The following is a 19,386-nucleotide window of genomic DNA, read 5'->3' on the forward strand; positions in this document are numbered from 1 at the left end:
CGTGCGGGCGGGGGCGGTATTCCGCCGGGGCTCAGGCTGAAGTAGAAACAGCGTTCGAGGGGACCGCGTGTGCGGAGCTTAGCGTCATGAAGAATATGGTCGGGCTGCTGTTGGGCGCAGTCCTCGTCGTTGTGGGGATGGCCGCGCCGGCCCAGGCCCAGGAGGCGCCGGCCACGCGCGAGGTGCCGGAGTATCGGCTGGGGTCGGGCGACAAGGTCCGGGTTATCACCTACGGCGAGGAATCCCTCACCGGCGAGTTCCAGGTCGGCGGCTCCGGAAAGATCTCGATGCCGCTGATCGGCGAGCTGGACGCCACCGGCCTCACCGCCCGCGAGTTCCAGGCCCGCGTCGAGACCGCCCTCAAGGACGGCTACCTCAAGGACCCGCGCGTGAGCGTCGAGGTCCTGAACTACCGTCCGTTCTACATCCTGGGCGAGGTCACCAAGCCCGGCGAATACCCCTACACCAACGGCCTCACGGTGCTGAACGCGGTGGCGACCGCCAACGGGTTCACCTACCGCGCCAACAAGGGCAAGGTGTTCATCAAGCGCGCCGACGGAACCAAGGAAGAGGAGTTCCCGCTGACCGGCACGACGCAGGTGGCGCCCGGGGACACCATCCGTATCGCGGAGCGGTTCTTCTAGCCGCGGCTGATCGCGATCCGGACGCCGGGCCCATGCCGCGGGCGCAATCCCCCGATATGCTGCGATGCGGCGCGATTGTGCATCGCAGCGATTGACGGCGCGGCGTGGCCTGTCTTCCTGGGTTCCGGATGGATCCGGGGGCGCAGGCATGGATGTTCGCGCAGTCCTCAGCCTTCGCCGGTGGCGCCGCCGCCGCCGGCTTGTCGCGAAGGCGAAGGCGTTTATCCGCGACTACGGGGCCCGGGCGGAAGCCGTCGCCCTGGCCGAGAGCGGCATCGCCGGCCAGTCCGTGCGGCGCACGTCGCACTATCGCGCGCTCGCCGAGGCGATCCGCCGGCTCGAGGCGGCGCGGGCCGCGCGCGCGAGGCGGCGGACGCCCCTTCGGCAGCCCACGACCGCCCTCTGAGCGGCCCGAACTGTACATTTACTTGGAATCGCCACGAACCTTTAACCGCCCTCGTCGTTTCCTTACCCCGGAAGCCAAGGGAGAACGCCGTGGCCTTTGTTCAGATCGCCCATGCGGACGCGCGCCGGCCGGCCCTGTCGCGGGGCGTCGGCCTGCTGACCGGCGCGACGGTGTCGGTTGTGCTGTGGATCGGCTTCTTCAGGCTGATCGGCGTCGTCTGACCGCGCCGGCTCAGTAGGCCTGGGGATCCCGGAACAGCAGCTTCACGGTCCGCGCGAGGATGACCGCCTCGAGCTTCAGCGACCAGTTCTCGATATAGAAATTGTCGGCCGCGATGCGTGACCGGATCTGCTCCAGGTCCTGCACCTCGCCACGCCAGCCGCAGACCTGCGCATAGCCGGTCAGGCCCGGACGGGTGCGGAAACGGTCGCTGTAGCTCGCGATCGTCGCCCCCCACTGCTGATCGTGGCCCAGCGCGTGCGGGCGCGGTCCGACCAGCGACATCTCGCCCTTCAGGACGTTGAAGAGCTGCGGCAGCTCATCGAGGCTGAGGGCCCGCAGCAGACGCCCCACCGGCGTCACGCGCAGGTCGCCGCGCGTCGCCTGGTTGATGTCGAGCGTATCCTCGGCCACGAACATCGAGCGGAACTTGTAGATCACGAACGGGTGGCCGCCGAGGCCGGTCCGCCGCTGGCGGAACAGCACGGGGCCGCCGTCCTGCAGCTTGATCGCCACGGCGATGACGATCATCAGCGGGAGCATCAGCCAGAGCGACGCAAGGGCGGCGAGGATGTCGAAGGCGCGCTTGGTGCGGCTGCAGGCGACAGCCGGCGGATTGTCGACCTCAACCCCGGAGTCCAGGGCTTGGCGGACGACTGTGCCAAAATCGGTCACTTATGCCCCCATCACTGTCTGTGGCCGAAGACCAACAGCAATGCTTGTGCCCCAAGGTCGGCGGCTGGTTACCAGAAAACCGCCTACCGTGAAGCTGCACATTTCATTGGTACGCAAAAAATTCAAGGCGATGACGCAATTTGATGCAGCACTCGCCCGCCTGTTAACCTTGAGAATGGCTGTCGCCAGGCGTGCGCGAAGTGACGTGGGTCACACGCATTGCGTGCTTTGCTCGACAGGCCGGGCGCGAATAGTCGTGCGGCGTGTCGGCTTGCTGCGCCGCCTGCCGCAGGCCGCAGTTTCCAGACGGGGCTCCTGCGGCGAGGACCTCAGGCCCGGGCGTAGACGTCCTCGAAGCGGACGATGTCGTCCTCGCCGAGATAGGCCCCGGACTGCACCTCGATGAGGTTCAGCGGCACCTTGCCCGGGTTGGCCAGCCGGTGCTGCGCGCCCAGCGGGATATAGACGCTCTCGTTCTCGCCGATCAGCTTATGGACGCCGTCCACGTGGACCTCGGCGGTGCCGTTCACCACCACCCAGTGCTCGGCGCGGTGGAAGTGCTTCTGCAGGGAGAGCTTGCCGCCCGGGTTCACCGTCAGCCGCTTCACCTGGAAGCGGTCGCCGGCGTGCAGGCCCTCGTACCAGCCCCAGGGGCGGTAGACCCGCCGCGTCTGCACCGCCGTGTCATGGTTCGACGCCTTCAGCCGCTCGACGACCTTCTTCACGTCCTGGTCGGCGTGGCGGCTGGCCACCAGCACGGCGTCCGGCGTGGCGATGACGATCAGGTCCTCGACGCCCACCGCGGCGATCAGCGGACCCTCGCTGCGCAGGTACGAGCCGCGGGTGTTCTCGGCGAGCGTGTCGCCGATCTCCACGTTCTGGTCGCCGTCGCGATCCGCGAGCTGCCAGAGCGCGCCCCAGGCGCCCACGTCGCTCCAGACGAAGGTGGAGGGGACGACGGCCGCCCGCTTCGTGCGCTCCATGACCGCGTAGTCGATGGAGATCGAAGGGCTGGCGGCGAAGGCGTCCGGAAGTCGAGGCGCAGGAAGTCCAGGTCGCGGCTGGCGGCGGCCAGCGCCGCGCGGGCGGCGGCCAGCACGCCCGGCGCGTGGGCCTCCATCTCGGCCAGCACGGCCCGGGCCGGCAGCAGGAAGATGCCGCTGTTCCAGTAGTAGTCGCCGCGGGCCAGGTAGCCTTCCGCCGTCGCCTGGTCGGGCTTCTCCACGAAGGCCGAGACCGTCCGCGCGGCGCCGCCCAGCGCCTCGCCGCCCTGAATGTAGCCATAGCCCGTGGCCGGGCTGTCCGGCTGGATGCCGAAGAGGACCAGCGCGCCGGCCGCCGCGGCCGGCAGGCCGGCGTCCACGGCCGCGTTGAACGCCGCCGCGTCCGGGATCACGTGGTCGGCGGGCATGACCAGGATCAGGGCTTCCGGATCCTGGCCCTCGGCGATCAGCGCCGCGGTGGCGACGGCCGGCGCGGTGTTGCGGGCCATGGGCTCCAGCACGATGGTCGGCGGCCGCGCGCCCGCCTCGCGGAGCTGCTCGGCGATGACGAAGCGGTGCTCGGCGTTGGCGACCACCGTCACCGGGTGGAAGCGCGCCGGATCGGCGACGCGCAGCGCCGTCTCCTGCAGCATCGTGCGCGCGCCCATCAGCGGCAGGAGCTGCTTGGGATAGCTCTCGCGCGACAGCGGCCACAGGCGCGAGCCCGAGCCGCCCGAGAGGATCACCGGAAAGATCTTCGCCGACATACGGCCCCCGACCGCTCACAACACATCCATCTATACTGGCGCCGACGCCTTACCGCGAGGCTACGCGGCCGCGGCGGGCGCGGAGTGCGGACAAAATCGGCAGGCGGCCTTGGTCACGGCGCCGGTCCGCCTGTATGGGGCATGCATGGGAGCGCCGTTCCACAGCCTGGCCGAGGCCGCCGCCTGGTACGAGGCCTGGCTGCGCGAGGCCGCCCTGCCGCTCTGGTCGACCGTCGGCGTCGACGCCGCGACCGGCGCCTTCCAGGAGAAGCTCACGCCGGATGGCGCGCCGCTGCCCGCCCCGCGCCGCGCCCGGGTCCAGGCCCGCCAGGTCTGGGTCTTCGCCGCCGCCGCCGACGCGGGCTTCGGACCGGCCTACCGCGCGCTGGCCGGGCGTGGCCTCGACGCCTTCGAGGCTCGCTACCGCCGCCCGGACGGGCTCTACGTCTTCTCCGCCGACGAGGCGGGGGCGGTGGTCGATGGAACCGCCGCCCTCTACGAACAGGCCTTTGCGCTCCTGGCGCTCTCCGCCTTCGGCCGCCGCGACGCGGCGCGCGCCACCCGCGACGCCCTCCAGGCGCTGCGCCACCCGGAGGGCGGCTGGCGGGAGGTCGGCGGCCACCCGTTCCAGGCCAACGCCCAGATGCATCTCTTCGAGGCGGCGCTCGCCTGGGAGATGGCCGGCGATCCGAGCTGGGAAGCCGTGGCCGACGAGATCGCCCGTCTGGCCCTGACGCGGTTCATCGACGCCGAAGCCGGCGTGCTGCGCGAATTCTTCGACGCCGACTGGCGGGCCCTGGCGGACGACGCCGGCGGCCTCATCGAGCCCGGCCACCAGTTCGAGTGGGCCTATCTCCTGGACGCCTGGGGCCTGAGCCGGGGCGAGGGGAGGGGCGCGCGCCGCCGCCCGGCGGCTCTATGAGCATGGCCGGCGCGGCGTCGATCCGGCCCGCGGCGTCGCGGTCGGCGCGCTCTGGCGCGACCTCTCGGTCCGCGAACCCACCGCCCGCATCTGGGCGCAGACCGAGCACCTGCGCGCCGCCCTGACCCTGGGTTCGGACCGCGAGGCGCTGGAGGCCGCCAACGGCCTGGCCGGTTTCCTGGCGACGCCCGCCCGCGGCGCCTGGCGCGACAAGCAGCGGGCCGACGGGAGCTTCGTCGAGGAGCCGGCGCCGGCCACCTCGCTCTACCACCTCGTGGGCGGGATCCTGCCGCTCCTGGAGCGGCGCGGCGCCTAAGGCCGTCAGGCCTTCACGACATTGGTGAGGTCGAGCCCCAGCCGGGCCATGACGTTGCGCGTATCGACCACCAGCGGCGCGGCCGAGAGCGCCGCATAGTCCACGGCGTCGTGGTCGGTGGCGATCAGCACGGCGTCATAGCCGGCGGCGGCCTCGCTGGTCAGCGCGACCGACCGGCGGCCGGCGAACTCCGCGTGTTCCCGGGTCGGCGGGATCGCCTCCACGTGCGGGTCGTGGAAGGCCACCTCGGCGCCCCGGCGCTCCAGCAGGGTCATCAGCTTGAAGGTCGGGCTCTCGCGCACGTCGGCGACGTTCTTCTTGTAGGCGAGGCCGATCACCAGGATGCGGGCGGTGCTGAGCGCCGTCTGTCGCCGTGCGTCCAGCGCCCGGGCCAGCACCTCCACCACATGGTTCGGCATGGCGGTGTTGATCTCCCCGGCCAGCTCGATGAACCGGGTCGGCACCTCGAACTCCCGCGAGCGCCAGGTCAGGTAGAAGGGGTCGATCGGGATGCAATGGCCGCCCAGGCCCGGGCCCGGATAGAACGGCATGTAGCCGAAGGGCTTGGTCTTGGCCGCCTCGATGACCTCCCAGACGTCGATGCCCATGGCGTCGTAGATCAGCTTCAGCTCGTTCACGAGGGCGATGTTCACCGCCCGGAACACATTCTCGGTGATCTTCACCGCCTCGGCCACGTCGGGCGAGGAGACCGGCACCACCTCCTTGACCACCGCGCCATAGAAGGCCTGGACGAGCTCGGAGGCCTCCGCCCCGTCGCCCGCCACGACCTTGGGGATGGTCACCGTCTCGAAGGCGGTGTTGCCGGGGTCCTCGCGCTCCGGCGAGAAGCCCACGAAGACGTCGCGGCCGCTGACCAGGCCGCCGGCCTCCAGGATCGGCTTCAGCACCTCGCGGGTGGTGCCGGGATAGGTCGTCGATTCCAGCACCACGAGCTGGCCGGGCCGCAGCCGGGCGGCGATCTCCCGCGCGGTGTCCTCCACATAGGACAGGTCCGGGTCCCGCTGCTTGCCGAGCGGGGTCGGCACGCAGATCACGATGACGTCGCACGCGGCCAGGCGGTCGTAGGCGGTGGTGGCGTCCAGCGTCCCCGCGCCGGTCAGGCGGGCCAGCTCCGCGCTGGACACCGCCCCGATGTACGAGCGCCCTGCGGCGATGGCCTCGATCTTCGTGGGATCGATGTCGAACCCGAGCGTCGGGAAGCCCTGGCGGGCGCAGGCCACGGCCAGCGGTAGGCCGACGTAGCCCAGCCCGATCACGCCGACGGCGGCCGAGCGGTCGGCGAGCTTGCCGCGGAGGGCCTCGAAGGGGTTCGGCTGCATGTCTTCCCGGGCTCGGTCCGGCCGCGCGTCCGGCGGCCGGGAACCTCCATCCGGAGTTCGGGGCGGCGGGTCAAGGGCAGGGCGGCGTCCGGGGGCGTCGCGCCCGCCTGCGCATCCGCAGAACAAGAATCTCCGAGGGCCGGAACAATCGAAAAGCTCTGCTGGTTGGGCGCGCGCGAAACAGACGCAATGGCGCAGCCTGATGGGCGAGAGTGTGAGTTGCAGCTCTCCGGCGCGGCCCTTGCGGCGAAGCTTGGAGAGACTGATGACCAAAGTTGCTAGCGTTCTCGGTATCGCCGCCGCCGGCGTCCTGGCGACGGCCTGCGCGACCACCACCCATGACGCGGCCCGCATGGAGGCCCGCACCACCCTGGCCAACGCCGCGGAGCTGTCCGGCACCGACGCCGCCGACGTGGTCGGCAAGACGTCGATCGCCTGGGGCGACAGATTTACGGCCGCGAACCTGTTCGAACGGGCCACCGACGACCGGGCGAGCGTCGGCAAGCGCTTCAACCTGGCCGGCGCCTATCTGGTGACCGGCCGCGAGGCCCAGGCCGCCGCCCTCTACCGGGAACTGGTCCGCGACGGCCAGTTCACCTACGCCTACAGCAACCGGCCGATGGACAACCGCAACGTCCCGGTGCGGCGCTTCAACATCGCCGACGAGTCGGCGCGCCGCCTCGCCCAGATCGAGGCCCGCAACCCGGCCTTCGCCCCGGCCCCGGCCTCCGGCGTCCTGTCGGCCGAGAGCTTCGGCACGCCGGTCTCCGCCACCGTCGGCGGCCTGCCGGGCGGGCGGATCTCGGACGAGCGGGCGATGGCGCTCGACGCGGCGACCAACGGCGGCTGATCAGGCCCCCGACCCTTAGGGAAGCCGGAGGCGGCCGCTCCGCCTCCGGCTTTCGTCCCTCCAGGGACCGACGCAATAAGCGGGTCGATAGTCTGGCCCCAGCGGGTCTCGTGGTTCCTCTCCGCGGCGTGAGATCGGAGATCCCAGCGAAGCCTCCTTGGCCGTCGGGCCTTCGTGGCATGTCCTCAGCTGATCCGGTCGGGGTCCGGCCGCCCACAACGGTTCTGCACGGCGCTGGGCCAACCCCAGGTCCGTCAGTGGCCGACGCATGCGCCTAGGTCCGGTATCTCGCCATGCAGAGCTTGAGGGCCTGGGTCATTCGCTTCTCGACGGCCTTGACCGAGATCCCGAGGTGTACCGCGATCTCGGCATAGGTCATGCCGCCGAAGCGGCTCAACACATAGACGTCGCGGAGATTGCGGGGGAGCTTCGCGACCATTTCCCGGTGAAGCAGCGCCTCGTGCTGGTCGGGAGGCGTGACGCCGTCGACGGGGTCTTCGTTGCCGACCAGCCGGGGGCGCTTCTGGGCCTGCTCGCGGCGCAGATGGTCCTGGGCGACGTTGAGGGCGACCCGGGCGAGCAGCGCCTTCGGACTGCGCCAGTCGATGGGCTGGCGGGCGAGGCGGAGAAAGGCTTCCTGGGCGAGATCCTCGGCGATCTCGGAGCCGAAGCGGCGGGCGAGGAAGGCGACGGTCCAGGCGCCGTAGACGCGGTAGAGGTGGCTGACCTCGACTGACCAAGCCTCGCGACCACGCTCGGGCGATTGATTGGCCGGGTCCGCCTTTGACACGAGGTACAGCGTCCATTGAGAGGCTAGCGGAAAGATTCCAGAGCCGTGAGCATGCCCGGGACTGATTGTAGAGGATACTCCGTGGTGAAATACTCGACAATCCCGTCGCTTCTTGCCGATGAAGCTTCGGCGGATCCTCGCGCGGAACGTGATCAGGCGACGTAATGCCGTCGGCCTGTCGCAGGAAGCGCTCGCCGATCGGGCTGGAGTTGATCGGACCTGGCTGAGCAAGCTTGAGACAGCCAAGGCGGCCGTCTCCATCGATGTCATTGAGAAAGTCGCGCGCGGGCTGGACGTGGAGCCTGCTCTTCTACTGTCGGGCGAATAGCCGGTTGTCGAGGATACTCCGTGGAGGAATCCTCGCCATCGGCGCGCCATCCCTGAATGGGATCGAGGGAGATTTTGGCGGCGAACCTCCGTTCAGCCAGACGCCGCAATAACCTCTCCCAGGAAGAACTTGCGTCCAGAGCCGACATCGACCGGACCTACGTCAGCGCCTTGGAACGCGGTGTGTACGGGGCCACGATCGACGTCTTGGATCGACTGGCGCGTGCTCTGGATGTGGAGACCTGGGAACTCCTGAAGCCACCTAGCTAAGGCTGACGTGGGCAGCGTTCGGGGCCGTGCGGCCGAAGCCGCGCGGCCCCAGGCGAGGGGTCAGCCGCGACGCGACCAGCGCAGCTCGTGCTGGGTTTCGGTCTCGACGAGCAGGGCGTGGATCGGGGCGGGAAGGCTGGGGTCGTCGATGCGGACCGACAGGCAGCTGGGCTTGCCGTCGCGGGTGATCGTCCAGGCTGCCCCGAGCTCGAGGTCGCCGGCGAAGATCCGGTGGTCCGGGGCCTTGTCGCCGGTGCGCTCGGTGGGGCGGATCTCGACGGCCTTCAAGTGGAAGCCGAGTGTGCGGATGGCGCCGCGGTAGGCGCCGTCCTGGGCCTTCGTGAACGTGCCGATCGTGGTCATGGTGGGGCTCCTCTGGTGGGCGGGCCGCGCCAGCCGCGGCTCCGATGGCGGTCTCGGGCCGGGACCTGAGGCCGGGCGGCAGCCCTTGGGCCCGCAGCGGCAGCGGAGGACGGCGCAGCCGTTGCCGGCCGGACGGGCCCGGCCGGGCTTGAGCCGATGGAGCCGTGGCGGTGCGGCGCGCGTGAGGGGAGCTTCCAGGCCATCCTGGGGTGGCTGGGTCACGGTGTGCGGGCGGGGCGGTTCCGCGCATGTCGCAGGGCGCGGTGCGGGCTGGACGGCTGGGGTGGATCGGCGCTGCAGGGTCTCGGCGGCGCTGGGTGGATGCGGGGTTCGCCGGTCGCTCCTTCGGGTTCGGCTCGGCTGCGCGGGCCTCTTCGTGGCGCATGGGGTCAAGGTCCGGTCATGCCGCAACGGCGGCTCCGGCTTTCTTCCCCTGCGCTGGCGCGCATTCCTCGCGAGGCAGGAAAGCCGGCGCTCGTCGCCGTCCTCCGCTGGCGCTGCGGGCCTGGCGGCTGCGGCACGCCCTGGCGGACCTCGACTCCGGATCGCCATCGAGGCCGCGGCAGGCGCGGCCCGATCAGATCAAGGAGACATCCCATGGCGACCATCGGCGCCTTCACCAAGAGCGGCGACGGCTCCTACGCGGGCTCGATCAAGACCCTCAGCCTCAACGTCAAGCAGGCCCAGCTGCGGCCCGTCGACAAGGAGAGCGAGAACGCCCCGGACTTCCGCATCTTCGCCGGCGGCACCGAGTTCGGGGCGGCCTGGAAGCGGACCTCCCGCGAGGACCGCGACTACCTCTCGGTCAAGCTCGACGATCCCAGCTTCCCGGCGCCGATCTACGCGAACCTCGTGGACGCCGAGGAAGGCTACAGCCTGGTCTGGTCCCGCAGCCGGACCGCCAACTGACCTCGCGACGGGCGGCGGCTCCCTCCACAGGGAGCCGCCGTTCCGCGTGCGATTTGGACTCGCCAGGCCTGGCGTGTTCTGTCTTTGTTCGCGGCATGCGGAACGCCAACGACAACCATGCCCGCGCGCCGGGGGCGCGCATCCTGCCGATCCTGGGCGAGGTCCGGCGGGACGGCCGGATCGTCCTGCGTCCGGGGCCGCCGGCCTCGCCGGCCGCCCCGCCGCGCGCCCCGCAGCCGCCCGAAGGCGCATCATGAGCACCAAGCGGCCCGACGTCCTGGTCCAGCCGCCGAGCCCGCTGACAGCGCTGACGCTGGCGGAGATGCATGTCCGGCGCTGGACGCTCAAGGCGACCTGCAACCGCTGCGCGCTCAAGCTCAGGGCCAGCCTCCCGGCGCTGATCCGCACGCATGGCCCGGACGCCGTCTGGTGGGGACGCGCGCCCCGCTGCCCGGGCTTCGAGTGCGGCGGCGGCGTGCTCACCTACGCGGCCCAGGCGCTGCGCGGCGGGTCCTGGGTGGCGATGAACCAGGCGCCGGGACAGCTGGCGATGGCCGCCTACAGGAGCCGCAATCCGACCTACGCGGGGCCGCGCGACCCGTGACCATGTTCCAGACCCTGCGCCGGATGATGTCGCCGCAGGACACCCTGAGGATCCGCTGCGGGGCCTGCGGTCGGGAGGCGGCCTGGCTCTGTGGCGAGGCGATCGCCCGGCTGGGGCCGGACGCCACGCCGATGGACGTCCGCCGCCGGCTGAGGTGCGGGGCCTGCGGCGCCGCGGGTCAGGCGCGGATATCCATCTGACGGCGCGGTCTAGGCGGGCGCCGCTTCGTCCTGCCGAGCGCCCATGGCGACGACCGTCAGGGCGCCGTCGGACAGCGGACGCTGGAGATGCTGCACGCCGGCCCAGGGCGCGTCGCTCAGCCAGAGGTCCCACTCGGCAGGGTCGGTGAGGATCACCGGCATGGCCTTCGAATGATAGGTCGCGACCTCGGCGTTGGCGTCGGTGGTGAGGAAGCCGAAGAGCTCGCAGTCCTCCCAGCCGGTCTTGATCTTCCGCACGCAGCCCCAGGGCGTCCAGACGCCGGCGAAGAAGGCGGCCGGACGGTCCTCGCCAAGCGCGAACCAGACGGGCTTCAGCGACCCGCCGACCTGGTCGGGCTCGCTGAACGAGGTGAAGGGGACGAGGCAGCGGTTGGCGGGGCCGAGCCAGGGCTGCCAGTGCCGGCTCGCGGTGTTGCGGATGTTGGTCGTGCCCTTGTCGGGCTCCATCCGCAGGAGCTCGTTGAAGTCGAAGGCCTGGTTCTTGGCCCGCAGCCGGTCGGCGCGCCGGGTGGCGGCGTCGAGCAGGGCCTTCTTCGACGACGGCATGCCCCAGCGCATGTCGCGCATCTCGCGCAGCCCGTCCTCGCCGCGGACGACCACCGGCGCCGGATAGTCCGGGAAGATCCCGGGCATCGGCGGCTGGTTGTGGTTGCGGTCGGTCATGGCGCGGGCCAGGGCCGCGATCGCCGCCCGGCCCTTGGTCATCGAATAGAGGTTGCACATGGGGCGCGAGCCTAGGCCGAGCGGCGCTGTCCGGGCCAGCAATCCAGGCGTGAAAACCCATCGTCCTTGGCCCGGCTGGGGCGGCCCTTGGGGGCCGGCGGGTGGCCGTCGCGGGGGCGCAGCCTTGCGCCCTCGCGACGGCCGAGGGGAGGGGCCAAGGTCGGTGGAGCGGTCTAGGGCAGGATAGCCTTGCCGGCAGCTTTGTAGACAGGAGCCCTGTCGATGCCCGTGCTCAGCACGCGCGTTCCGGACGAGACGGCGGCGCGGTTCGACGCCGCGGCGGCGGCGGCGGGCGGCCGCTCGGCGCTGTTGCGCCGCCTGGTGGACGGCGCGGCCGGCGGCGCGGGGCCGCCGCCGGCGGAGGTCTCCGGCCGCCGTGACGCCATGCGGCTGATGGTGCGCCTGGCGATGCCCGAGGCGCGCCATGTCCGCGATCAGGCCGCGCGGCTGGGTCTTCCCCGCGCCGCCTGGGTCGCGGCGCTCGTGCGCCGCCATGCCTTGGCCGCGCCGCGCTTTCCGCGTCCGGAAGAGCTGCTGCTGGTCGCCGTCCACGGCGAGCTCCGGCGGATCGGCGTCAACGTCAACCAGATCGCCCGGGCCCTGAACACGGCGGTGGTGGAGGGCCGCGTGCTGGAGCTGGAGCTCGACGGGCTCGAGGACTTCCGGCGCGAGCTGCGCGCCCACGTCGCCGGCCTGGGCGAGGCGTTCGCCGGCAACCTCGCCTACTGGGCGGCCGACCTGTGACCGAGTTCCGGACGGTCGCGGGCTTCGAGGACGTCTGGCGCCCGCCGGTGCGGACCGGCGCGCGGCGGCCGGAGGAGGTGTTGTCCGGGGCCGGCGCCGGCGCGGTGCGGGCGCGCCTTCGGCGCATCGTCAGGCGGGCGCCGGAGGTGATGGTCAAGGTGACCGGGCGGACCCGCGACGCCGCGCATCTCGCCGCCCACCTCAGCTACATCACCCGCAACGGCGAGCTCGCGGCGGAGGACCGGGATGGTTTCGCGGTGGAGGGCCGTCGGGAGGTCGCCGACCTCGCCCGGGACTGGGCGGCGGCCGAACTGATGGACAGTCGGCGGAGAACCGGCTCGCCCTACAGCCTGCATCTCATCCTCTCGATGCCGGCCGGGACCGATGCGATCCGGCTGCGGGACGCGGCGCGGGCGTTCGCAGCCGAAGCCTTCGCGGCGGAGCGCGAGTACGTGCTCGTCCTGCATACGGACACGCCGCACCCGCATGTGCACCTGGCGCTCCGGGCGCGGTCTGACGACGGTCGCCGGCTCTCGCCGAAGAAGGCGGACCTCGAGGCCTGGCGGCAGGGCTTCGCCCGCAGCCTGCGCGAGCATGGGATCGAGGCGGAGGCGACGCCACGGCGGGCGCGCGGCGTGACACGCAAGGCCGAGCGCGGCCCGCTGCGGCGGATGCGGCAGCGGATGGAGGCGGGGCGGGCGGAGCTCGGTCGGGTGGCGCGAGACAAGATCCGTCAGGCCGCGGTGCTTGCGTTCGGCGGGGCCCCCGAGCCGACGCCGTGGGAGAAGCAGCTGGCGCTGCGGCAGCAGCGCATCCGCCGGCTCTACCTCGCCCAGGCCAAGCTCCTGCAGGCGTCCGGTGACGCGGCGGACCGGTCGCTCGGTTTGGCGGTCGAAGCCTTCGTCAGAAGCCTCCGCCCGCCGGACACCGAACGGCTCGCCCTGGCGCGGGAGCTGAGGGCCGCCAACGCGCGGGTGAGGCGGCAGGTGGATCGGACGTATGGCGGGAAGGACCGCTCGTGATGCTGTGGACGGCTCCCCGCCACCGCGGGAGCGTGAGCTTCTGCAGAGCAGGAGGAGCAAGCCATGGGCCCGGTCGTCACGGTCGGTCTGGATATCGCCAAGTCCGTCTTCCAAGTGCACGGGGTTGATGCAGGCGGCGAGGTCGTTTTCCGGCGGCAGATCAGGCGAGCGCAGTTGTTGCGGTTCTTCGTGGATCAACCGGCCTGCCTGGTGGGGATCGAGGCGTGCGCAACAGCCCATTACTGGGCGCGAGAACTGAGCCGGCTGGGCCACACCGTGCGGCTCATGCCGCCCAGCTACGTGAAGCCCTACGTGAAGCGGCAGAAGAACGACGCGGCCGACGCCGAAGCGATCTGCGAGGCCGTCACCCGGCCGACGATGCGCTTCGTCGAGGTGAAGAGCCCAGAGCAGCAGAGCGTCATGGTCCTGCACCGGGTGCGCACGATGCTGATGCGCCAGCGGATCCAGCTGTCGAACGCCATTCGTGGCCACATGGCCGAGTTCGGCTTGGTGGCGCCGATCGGGCGGGAGGGCCTGCAGAGCCTGATCAGGTTGGTCGAAGCGGGTGACCCGTCGATCCCTGAGGAGGCGAGGGCTTGTCTGGAGATGCTGGCCGCGCAGCTAAGCCTGGTGAACCAGCAACTCCTTGAGACTGACCGCCAGATCCGGGCAAGCGTCCGAGCGAGCGAGGTCGGGCGCAGGCTGATGGGCATTCCGGGCGTCGGGCCATTGCTCGCCAGCGCCCTCGTCGCCACGGTTGCTGAACCCTCGGCGTTCAAGTCTGGCCGCAACCTGGCCGCCTGGATCGGACTCGTTCCGAAGCAGAACTCCAGCGGCGGCAAGGAGCGGCTGGGCGGGATCACCAAGCAGGGAGATCGGTACCTGCGCCAACTGATGGTGGTCGGCGCGCTGGCCGTCGTCCGCTATGCCGAGCGGCATGGGACACGGCGGCCGTGGCTGGTTCAGTTGCTCGCCAGGCGGCCGACGAAGGTGGCCACCGTGGCGCTCGCCAACAAGATGGCCCGCATGGCCTGGGCGATCATGACCAGCGGCCAGGGCTACCGCGAGCCGGAACTCCGAGCGGCCTAGAAACCAGCGCCTCGGCGCACCAAGCTTGGGAAGGGCGGTGACAGACTAACGCATCCAGCCGGTCGATACCGAAGGACAGGAAAACCCAGTTGCGCCAGGGCGCCTCGAGCGCGTGCTTTTGGTCGGGACCGGTCCTCGCGGAAGGCATTATGGCCAGCGGCCACGTGAGCCGCACCAACAGGTCGAACACATGGCCGCACCGACCAGCTCAGCGGAAGTCCAGAACACCCTTGCCAATGGGGAGCCGTCCACACATGGCGCAATGCAGCCCACACCAGCCACGGCGTCTTCGAACTAGGCTGCCTAGGCTTGGACGGAACGAGAGTGAAGGTCGCCGGGGAACCCCTGGAGGCCAAGTCTCACGCGCCCTTGTATCTCAGCGTCTCGACCATGAGCGAGAACGCCGGGGAGCTGTGCCGCCGGCTGGGGTAGTAGAGGTGGTACCCGCTGAAGGGGGCGCACCAGTCCTCCAGGACGCGGACGAGTTCGGCTGATCGGATGCAGGGCGTCGCCACGTCCTCGGGCAGATAGGCCAGGCCTAGCCCCTGGCGCGCGGAATCCAGCCGCTGACGAAGGGTGTTGAACACCAACTGCCCGTCGACGCGCACCCGCAGTTCCCGGCCGTCCTTCTCGAACTCCCACACGTAGAGCCCGCCATAGGTGGGCATGCGCATGTTGATGCAGTTGTGCTCCGTGAGGTCCTGGGGGGTACGCGGCATGGGGCGATTGTCGAAATAGGCCGGCGAGCCGACGACGGCCATGCGCATGTCCGGGCCGATGCGAAGGGCGATCATGTCCTTCGCCACCTGTTCCCCCAGCCGCACGCCGGCGTCGAAGCCCTCGGCGACGATATCGACGAGGCCGTAGTCGACGATCACCTCCACCCGGATCTCGGGATACGCCGGCAGCAGCCTGGCCAGGCCGGGCTGGAGGACGGCGCGCGCGGCATGCTCGCCAGCCGTGATGCGGATCGTGCCGGCGGGCTTGTCCCTGAGCTCGCCGAGGACTGCGAGCGCCTGTTCGATCTCTTCGAACCGAGGGCTGATCGTGGCCAGCAGGCGCTCACCGGCTTCGGTGGGCGCAACGCTTCGCGTTGTGCGCGCCAGCAGCCGGACGCCGACGCGCGCTTCCAGCGCCTTGATCGTCTGGCTGAGCGCGGAGGGCGAGACGCCGAGCTTGGCCCCGGCGCGCGTAAAAGCTGCGCTCCTTGGCCACCACGGTGAAGGCGGCCAGTTCGTCGAACCCCTGAGGCATTTGTAAGTCCTGCTTCAAAGAGCATGGCGATTGCTGCGTCTAATCCATCGAACGCGCCAAGGCTATCTTGCGAGGCATCGCGAAGGCGCTGGGGGCTCCACGTTTGCGGAATGAGGAGCCCGGATGAATGCGCGCAGCCGCTCGACGAGGTGCCGCGAGCCTTGACGAAGGATCAAGTGATGGAAACGCGTGAACTCCGTCACTCGGGTTTGAAGGTTCCGGCCATCGGCCTTGGCTGCATGGGGTTGAGCTTCGGCTATGGTACCGCGACCGAACGGGCCGACGCCGTTGCTCTCATTCGCGCCGCGCGGGAGCGCGGGGTCACCTTCTTCGACACGGCGGAGGCCTATCGGCCGGGCCTCAACGAGGAGATCGTTGGCGAGGCTCTGGAGCCCTTCCGGGACGAGGTGGTGATCGCGACCAAGTTCGGCTTCAGAAACGGCAGACCTGCCGATGGGCTGGACAGCCGGCCGGAGCGCATTCGGCAGGTCGCCGAGGAGGCGCTGAAACGACTGCGCACGAACCGGATGGACCTGTTCTACCAGCATCGGGTCGACCCCGACGTGCCGATGGAGGACGTGGCCGGCGCCGTCCGCGACCTGATCCAGCCCGGCAAGGTCAGCCACTTCGGCTTCTCCGAGGCTGGCGCGGAGTCCATCCGCAGTGCGCACGCCGTGCAACCCGTGGCGGCGCTGCAGAGCGAATACTCCATGTGGTGGCGCGAACCCGAGACGGAGATCCTGCCCTTGCTGCAGGACCTCGGCATCGGCTTCGTGCCGTTCAGCCCACTGGGCAAGGGCTTCCTCACCGGGAGGTTCGGCGCGGATGGCGGAGAACTTCGTCGTGTTCGACTTCGAGCTCGACCAGGCCGACCGCGAAGCCATCGCCGCCCTCGACCAGAATGCCAGCAGCTTCTTCGACCATCGCGACCCGGCGATGGCGAAGTGGCTCGGCACGCGCAAGCTCTAGGAATCCGTTCCACAGGCGAAGAGGAAGGAAAGTGCTGATGAAGCAGCTGGCCATTCTGGTCGGGGCCCTGTGGCTGGGGGGTGCCGAGACCGCAGCCGCTCAGCCGGCGTCGTCTCAACCTGCGGCCCGCCCGTCAGGGGCGCTTCAGCCGAAGGTGGCGCCCGGCCTGGCCGGGTACACGGACGAGGTGCTGTTCGGGAAGGTGTGGCCAAGTCCCCAGCTCTCGCAGCGCGATCGCAGTCTCGTGGTGATCTCGGCCCTTATCGCCATGAACCGGCCGGCTCAGCTCACCGGGCACCTCAACCGGGCGCTAACGAATGGGGTCACGCCCGTGCAGGCCTCCGGCGTGCTGACCCACCTGGCGCTCTATTCCGGTTGGCCGAATGCGGTCTCGGCGCTCGAGGTCTACGACCAGGTCTACAGCTCGCGGAACATCGACTTCGCCGCTCTGCAGGCGGTCAGTGAGCGCCTCGCGCCGCTGGCCCCGTCCGTTCGGCCCAGCGTGCCGCCAGGCGTCGCCGAACTGGCGCCCAAGTACGCGAGCCTGACGAACGATGTCGTGTTCGGCGACGCCTGGCGGCGGAGCGATCTGACCCGCCGCGACCGCGCGCTCGTCACCATCGTCGCGCTCGCGGCGGCCGGCGACGACGCGATGCTGGAGCCCTATCTGCGCCTGGCGCCGCAGGTTGGCCTCCCCCGCGAGGACCTCGCGGAGGCCCTGACGCATCTCGCCTTCTATGCGGGCTGGCCCAAGGCCACGACGGCGCTATCCGAAGTGGCGCGGGTGTGGCCCGCGCAGGGAGGCCAACCGTGAGCGGCGTTCTGATCCTGTCCGTTGCGGCCGGCGTGCTGGCGGTCCAGGCCTCGGCCTTTCCGACAGCCGCGCCCGCTGCGACGGGGGCGGGGGGACGTGACCCATGTGGCGCGGCTGGCCGACGGAGCGCCTAGCCCGGGGCCCGAAGCCAACTTTACGGGCCAAGTCAGGGTCCGCAATCCCGTACGCGTCCCAGGCGGTTCACGGGTGCGCGGCGCCAGCGTCTCCCTTCGCGCCCGGCGCCCGCACGGCGTGGCACTCGCACCCGCAGGGCCAGATGCTGGTAGTGACGGAGGGTTGTGGTTGGACCCAGGTCAGGGGCGGTCGCGTTGAACAGATCTGCGCCGGGGATGTCGCGTGGGTCGATCCGGGCGGTTTCCATTGGCATGGCGCCACGCCGACCTCGGCCATGACCCACGTAGCGATCAGCGAGACCGCCGAGGGCGAGAGCGTGCAGTGGCTGCAGAAGGTCACCGATGCCGAGTACCGCCTCACGGCCGAGGAGAAGCCATAGCGCACGCGGGCTCGCTCAGCGCCCATCCCCCAAGCCGAAGTCCGCGCCCACTCTGAAGATTGGAAGTGCAATGCCGTTATTGGACGAGCTCGACGTATCCCGGCGCAGTCTGCTGGCGGCGGGCGCAGCTTCTGCCGCCGTCGCCGTCACACCGGCCGGCCCAGGAGTCACAGCCTTCCGAAGCGCCCGTGACCGCCCGGGTTTCGATCGAGGTGAACGGTGCGAAGCAGAAGCTCGAACTCGACACCCGAACCAGCCTGCTCGACGCGCTGCGCGAGAACCTGAAGCTCACCGGCACGAAGAAGGGCTGCGACCATGGCCAGTGCGGGGCCTGCACGGTCATCGTCGACGGCCGGCGGATCAATTCCTGCCTGACCCTGGCGGTGATGCACGAGGGCGCCAGGGTGACCACCATCGAGGGCCTGGGCACGCCCGAGGCCATGCACCCGATGCAGGCCGCCTTCGTGAAGCACGACGGCTACCAGTGCGGCTACTGCACGCCCGGCCAGGTCTGCTCGGCGGTGGCGGTCCTGGAGGAGATCCGCGCCGGCGTGCCCAGCCACGTCACCCCCGACCTCGGCGACAGGCCGAAGGTCACGCCCGAGGAACTGCGCGAGCGGATGAGCGGCAACATCTGCCGCTGCGGGGCCTACTCCAACATCGTCGACGCCATGACCGAAGTGGCCGGGAGCCGCGCATGAAGGCCTTCACCTACGAACGCGCCCGCACGCCCGCCGAGGCCGCGGCGGCCGTCGCCCGGACCCCGGGCGCCAAGTTCATCGCCGGCGGCACCAACCTGCTCGACCTGATGAAGCTGCAGATCGAGACGCCCCGCCACCTGATCGACGTCAACGGCCTGAACCTGGACGAGATCGAGAAGACTTCGGACGGCGGCCTGCGCATCGGCGCCCTGGTCCGCAACACCGACCTCGCCGCCGACGCCCGGGTGCGCAAGGACTACGCCGTGCTCTCGCGGGCGCTGCTGGCCGGCGCCTCGGGCCAGCTCCGCAACAAGGCGACCACCGCCGGCAACCTGCTGCAACGGACCCGCTGCCCCTACTTCTACGACACCGCCCAGCCCTGCAATAAGCGCCAGCCCGGCTCCGGCTGCTCGGCGATCGGCGGGGTCAGCCGTCAGCTCGCGGTGATCGGCTCCAGCGACGCCTGCATCGCCACCCACCCCAGCGACATGGCCGTCGCCATGCGGGTTCTGGACGCCACGGTCGAGACCGTCCGCGCGGACGGCCAGGCCCGCAGGATCCCCATCGCCGACTTCCACCGCCTGCCCGGGACCACGCCGCATATCGAGACCGTGCTGCTGCCCGGCGAGCTGATCACCGCGGTGACCCTGCCGAAGCCGGTGGGCGGCTTCCACACCTACCGGAAGGTCCGCGACCGGGCGTCCTACGCCTTCGCCCTCGTCTCCGTGGCCGCCATCGTCCAGAAGGACGGCCGGGGCCGCGCCGCGTTCGGCGGGGTCGCCCACAGGCCCTGGCGGGTGGAGGCGGCCGAAGCGGCCATGCCGAGCGGCGCCAAGGCCGTTGCCGACCAGGTCTTCACCGGCGCCAAACCCACCCACGAGAACGCCTTCAAGCTGACTCTCGCCGCGCGAACGCTCGCCGGCGCCCTGGCCGAAGCGAGGGCCTGACCC

26 protein-coding genes and 2 pseudogenes are annotated in these 19,386 nt (G+C 70.6%); 20 read left to right on the forward strand and 8 right to left on the reverse strand.

Going from position 1 to position 19,386, the window contains the following annotated elements; translation table 11 throughout:
* Nucleotides 1-86: 86 nt before the first annotated feature.
* The 3 genes from LRS04_RS15405 to LRS04_RS15415 all read left to right on the forward strand — a co-directional run bounded on the left by LRS04_RS15405 (nt 87) and on the right by LRS04_RS15415 (nt 1,271).
* A complete protein-coding gene (locus tag LRS04_RS15405; RefSeq protein ID WP_257817107.1) occupies nt 87-644 on the forward strand; it encodes a polysaccharide biosynthesis/export family protein in 558 nt (185 codons plus the stop codon).
* 148 nt (nt 645-792) lie between these two features.
* Nucleotides 793-1,050: a hypothetical protein gene (locus LRS04_RS15410; protein ID WP_257817108.1), complete on the forward strand. Its 258-nt coding sequence runs from the start codon at nt 793-795 to the stop codon at nt 1,048-1,050.
* An 89-nt stretch (nt 1,051-1,139) separates the two neighbouring features.
* Nucleotides 1,140-1,271, forward strand: a complete 132-nt coding sequence (locus LRS04_RS15415) for a hypothetical protein (RefSeq protein WP_257817109.1) — start codon at nt 1,140-1,142, stop codon at nt 1,269-1,271.
* A gap of 10 nt (nt 1,272-1,281) precedes the next feature.
* Here LRS04_RS15415 and LRS04_RS15420 read toward each other — a convergent pair whose 3' ends face one another.
* The 3 genes from LRS04_RS15420 to LRS04_RS15430 form a co-directional block, all read right to left on the reverse strand.
* Complete coding sequence (locus tag LRS04_RS15420) at nt 1,282-1,944, reverse strand: sugar transferase (protein ID WP_257817110.1); 663 nt, start codon at nt 1,942-1,944, stop codon at nt 1,282-1,284.
* A 329-nt stretch (nt 1,945-2,273) separates the two neighbouring features.
* The gene (locus LRS04_RS15425) at nt 2,274-2,819 is read right to left on the reverse strand and encodes a cupin domain-containing protein (RefSeq protein ID WP_257817111.1); all 546 of its coding nucleotides are present in this window, start codon (nt 2,817-2,819) and stop codon (nt 2,274-2,276) included.
* Nucleotides 2,753-3,694 carry a mannose-1-phosphate guanylyltransferase gene (locus tag LRS04_RS15430; protein ID WP_257817112.1) on the reverse strand — a complete coding sequence of 314 codons (942 nt, stop codon included), beginning with the start codon at nt 3,692-3,694 and terminating at the stop codon, nt 2,753-2,755. Before LRS04_RS15430 ends, LRS04_RS15425 begins: the two co-directional genes overlap by 67 nt.
* A 145-nt stretch (nt 3,695-3,839) precedes the next feature.
* Between LRS04_RS15430 and LRS04_RS15435 the strand changes: the two genes are divergently transcribed.
* Together LRS04_RS15435 and LRS04_RS28070 are read left to right on the forward strand one after the other, a co-directional pair.
* Entirely contained in the window at nt 3,840-4,616 is a 777-nt protein-coding gene (locus tag LRS04_RS15435) for an AGE family epimerase/isomerase (RefSeq protein ID WP_257817113.1), read from the forward strand.
* A gap of 40 nt (nt 4,617-4,656) precedes the next feature.
* A pseudogene (locus LRS04_RS28070) lies at nt 4,657-4,932 on the forward strand (AGE family epimerase/isomerase); the annotation flags it as partial.
* A gap of 5 nt (nt 4,933-4,937) precedes the next feature.
* Here the strand turns inward: LRS04_RS28070 and LRS04_RS15440 are convergent.
* Nucleotides 4,938-6,272 (reverse strand): nucleotide sugar dehydrogenase, encoded by a 1,335-nt coding sequence (locus LRS04_RS15440; protein WP_257817114.1) that lies wholly within the window; start codon nt 6,270-6,272, stop codon nt 4,938-4,940.
* Between the two features lie 265 nt (nt 6,273-6,537).
* Between LRS04_RS15440 and LRS04_RS15445 the strand changes: the two genes are divergently transcribed.
* A complete protein-coding gene (locus tag LRS04_RS15445; protein WP_257817115.1) occupies nt 6,538-7,122 on the forward strand; it encodes a hypothetical protein in 585 nt (194 codons plus the stop codon).
* A gap of 274 nt (nt 7,123-7,396) precedes the next feature.
* Here LRS04_RS15445 and LRS04_RS15450 read toward each other — a convergent pair whose 3' ends face one another.
* Nucleotides 7,397-7,912, reverse strand: coding sequence for an RNA polymerase sigma factor (locus tag LRS04_RS15450; RefSeq protein ID WP_257817116.1), 516 nt, complete (start codon nt 7,910-7,912; stop codon nt 7,397-7,399).
* 118 nt (nt 7,913-8,030) lie between these two features.
* Between LRS04_RS15450 and LRS04_RS15455 the strand changes: the two genes are divergently transcribed.
* On the forward strand, nt 8,031-8,240 hold the full coding sequence (locus LRS04_RS15455) for a helix-turn-helix domain-containing protein (protein ID WP_257819138.1): 210 nt from the start codon (nt 8,031-8,033) through the stop codon (nt 8,238-8,240).
* Nucleotides 8,241-8,296: 56 nt separating this feature from the next.
* Nucleotides 8,297-8,509, forward strand: a complete 213-nt coding sequence (locus LRS04_RS15460) for a helix-turn-helix domain-containing protein (RefSeq protein ID WP_257817117.1) — start codon at nt 8,297-8,299, stop codon at nt 8,507-8,509.
* Nucleotides 8,510-8,569: 60 nt separating this feature from the next.
* Here the strand turns inward: LRS04_RS15460 and LRS04_RS15465 are convergent, their stop codons facing one another.
* The gene (locus LRS04_RS15465; RefSeq protein WP_257817118.1) at nt 8,570-8,872 is read right to left on the reverse strand and encodes a DUF736 domain-containing protein; all 303 of its coding nucleotides are present in this window, start codon (nt 8,870-8,872) and stop codon (nt 8,570-8,572) included.
* A gap of 597 nt (nt 8,873-9,469) precedes the next feature.
* Between LRS04_RS15465 and LRS04_RS15470 the strand changes: the two genes are divergently transcribed.
* The 4 genes from LRS04_RS15470 to LRS04_RS15485 all read left to right on the forward strand — a co-directional run bounded on the left by LRS04_RS15470 (nt 9,470) and on the right by LRS04_RS15485 (nt 10,585).
* Complete coding sequence (locus LRS04_RS15470; protein ID WP_257817119.1) at nt 9,470-9,781, forward strand: DUF736 domain-containing protein; 312 nt, start codon at nt 9,470-9,472, stop codon at nt 9,779-9,781.
* A gap of 95 nt (nt 9,782-9,876) precedes the next feature.
* Nucleotides 9,877-10,038 (forward strand): hypothetical protein, encoded by a 162-nt coding sequence (locus LRS04_RS15475; RefSeq protein WP_257817120.1) that lies wholly within the window; start codon nt 9,877-9,879, stop codon nt 10,036-10,038.
* Nucleotides 10,035-10,385, forward strand: coding sequence for a hypothetical protein (locus tag LRS04_RS15480; RefSeq protein ID WP_257817121.1), 351 nt, complete (start codon nt 10,035-10,037; stop codon nt 10,383-10,385). Before LRS04_RS15475 ends, LRS04_RS15480 begins: the two co-directional genes overlap by 4 nt.
* Nucleotides 10,382-10,585 carry a hypothetical protein gene (locus LRS04_RS15485; protein WP_257817122.1) on the forward strand — a complete coding sequence of 68 codons (204 nt, stop codon included), beginning with the start codon at nt 10,382-10,384 and terminating at the stop codon, nt 10,583-10,585. The genes LRS04_RS15480 and LRS04_RS15485 overlap by 4 nt, the downstream gene beginning before the upstream one ends.
* Nucleotides 10,586-10,594: 9 nt before the next feature.
* Here the strand turns inward: LRS04_RS15485 and LRS04_RS15490 are convergent, their stop codons facing one another.
* Nucleotides 10,595-11,329 (reverse strand): SOS response-associated peptidase, encoded by a 735-nt coding sequence (locus tag LRS04_RS15490; RefSeq protein WP_257817123.1) that lies wholly within the window; start codon nt 11,327-11,329, stop codon nt 10,595-10,597.
* 222 nt (nt 11,330-11,551) lie between these two features.
* Between LRS04_RS15490 and LRS04_RS15495 the strand changes: the two genes are divergently transcribed.
* From LRS04_RS15495 to LRS04_RS15505, 3 genes are all read left to right on the forward strand, one after another.
* Nucleotides 11,552-12,073 (forward strand): MobC family plasmid mobilization relaxosome protein, encoded by a 522-nt coding sequence (locus LRS04_RS15495; RefSeq protein WP_257817124.1) that lies wholly within the window; start codon nt 11,552-11,554, stop codon nt 12,071-12,073.
* Entirely contained in the window at nt 12,070-13,095 is a 1,026-nt protein-coding gene (locus LRS04_RS15500) for a relaxase/mobilization nuclease domain-containing protein (RefSeq protein WP_257817125.1), read from the forward strand. Before LRS04_RS15495 ends, LRS04_RS15500 begins: the two co-directional genes overlap by 4 nt.
* A 63-nt stretch (nt 13,096-13,158) precedes the next feature.
* On the forward strand, nt 13,159-14,184 hold the full coding sequence (locus tag LRS04_RS15505) for an IS110 family transposase (RefSeq protein ID WP_257814818.1): 1,026 nt from the start codon (nt 13,159-13,161) through the stop codon (nt 14,182-14,184).
* A 359-nt stretch (nt 14,185-14,543) separates the two neighbouring features.
* On the opposite strand, the gene LRS04_RS15510 is transcribed toward LRS04_RS15505, so the two are convergent.
* On the reverse strand, nt 14,544-15,326 hold the full coding sequence (locus tag LRS04_RS15510; protein ID WP_257819139.1) for a LysR family transcriptional regulator: 783 nt from the start codon (nt 15,324-15,326) through the stop codon (nt 14,544-14,546).
* Nucleotides 15,327-15,617: 291 nt separating this feature from the next.
* On the opposite strand from LRS04_RS15510, the gene LRS04_RS15515 reads away from it, so the two are divergent.
* From LRS04_RS15515 to LRS04_RS15535, 5 genes and pseudogenes are all read left to right on the forward strand, one after another.
* Complete coding sequence (locus tag LRS04_RS15515) at nt 15,618-16,445, forward strand: aldo/keto reductase (RefSeq protein WP_257819140.1); 828 nt, start codon at nt 15,618-15,620, stop codon at nt 16,443-16,445.
* Complete coding sequence (locus LRS04_RS15520; protein WP_257817126.1) at nt 16,445-17,221, forward strand: carboxymuconolactone decarboxylase family protein; 777 nt, start codon at nt 16,445-16,447, stop codon at nt 17,219-17,221. Before LRS04_RS15515 ends, LRS04_RS15520 begins: the two co-directional genes overlap by 1 nt.
* A 277-nt stretch (nt 17,222-17,498) precedes the next feature.
* A pseudogene (locus LRS04_RS15525) lies at nt 17,499-17,567 on the forward strand (hypothetical protein); the annotation flags it as partial.
* Nucleotides 17,568-17,923: 356 nt separating this feature from the next.
* Nucleotides 17,924-18,436 carry an aldehyde dehydrogenase iron-sulfur subunit PaoA gene (gene paoA, locus LRS04_RS15530; RefSeq protein ID WP_257817127.1) on the forward strand — a complete coding sequence of 171 codons (513 nt, stop codon included), beginning with the start codon at nt 17,924-17,926 and terminating at the stop codon, nt 18,434-18,436.
* The gene (locus LRS04_RS15535; protein ID WP_257817128.1) at nt 18,433-19,383 is read left to right on the forward strand and encodes a xanthine dehydrogenase family protein subunit M; all 951 of its coding nucleotides are present in this window, start codon (nt 18,433-18,435) and stop codon (nt 19,381-19,383) included. The genes paoA and LRS04_RS15535 overlap by 4 nt, the downstream gene beginning before the upstream one ends.
* The last annotated feature ends 3 nt before the right edge of the window (nt 19,384-19,386 follow it).

Origin of the sequence: Phenylobacterium sp. J367, assembly GCF_024699985.1 — a bacterium.
Classification (GTDB): Bacteria; Pseudomonadota; Alphaproteobacteria; order Caulobacterales; family Caulobacteraceae; genus Phenylobacterium.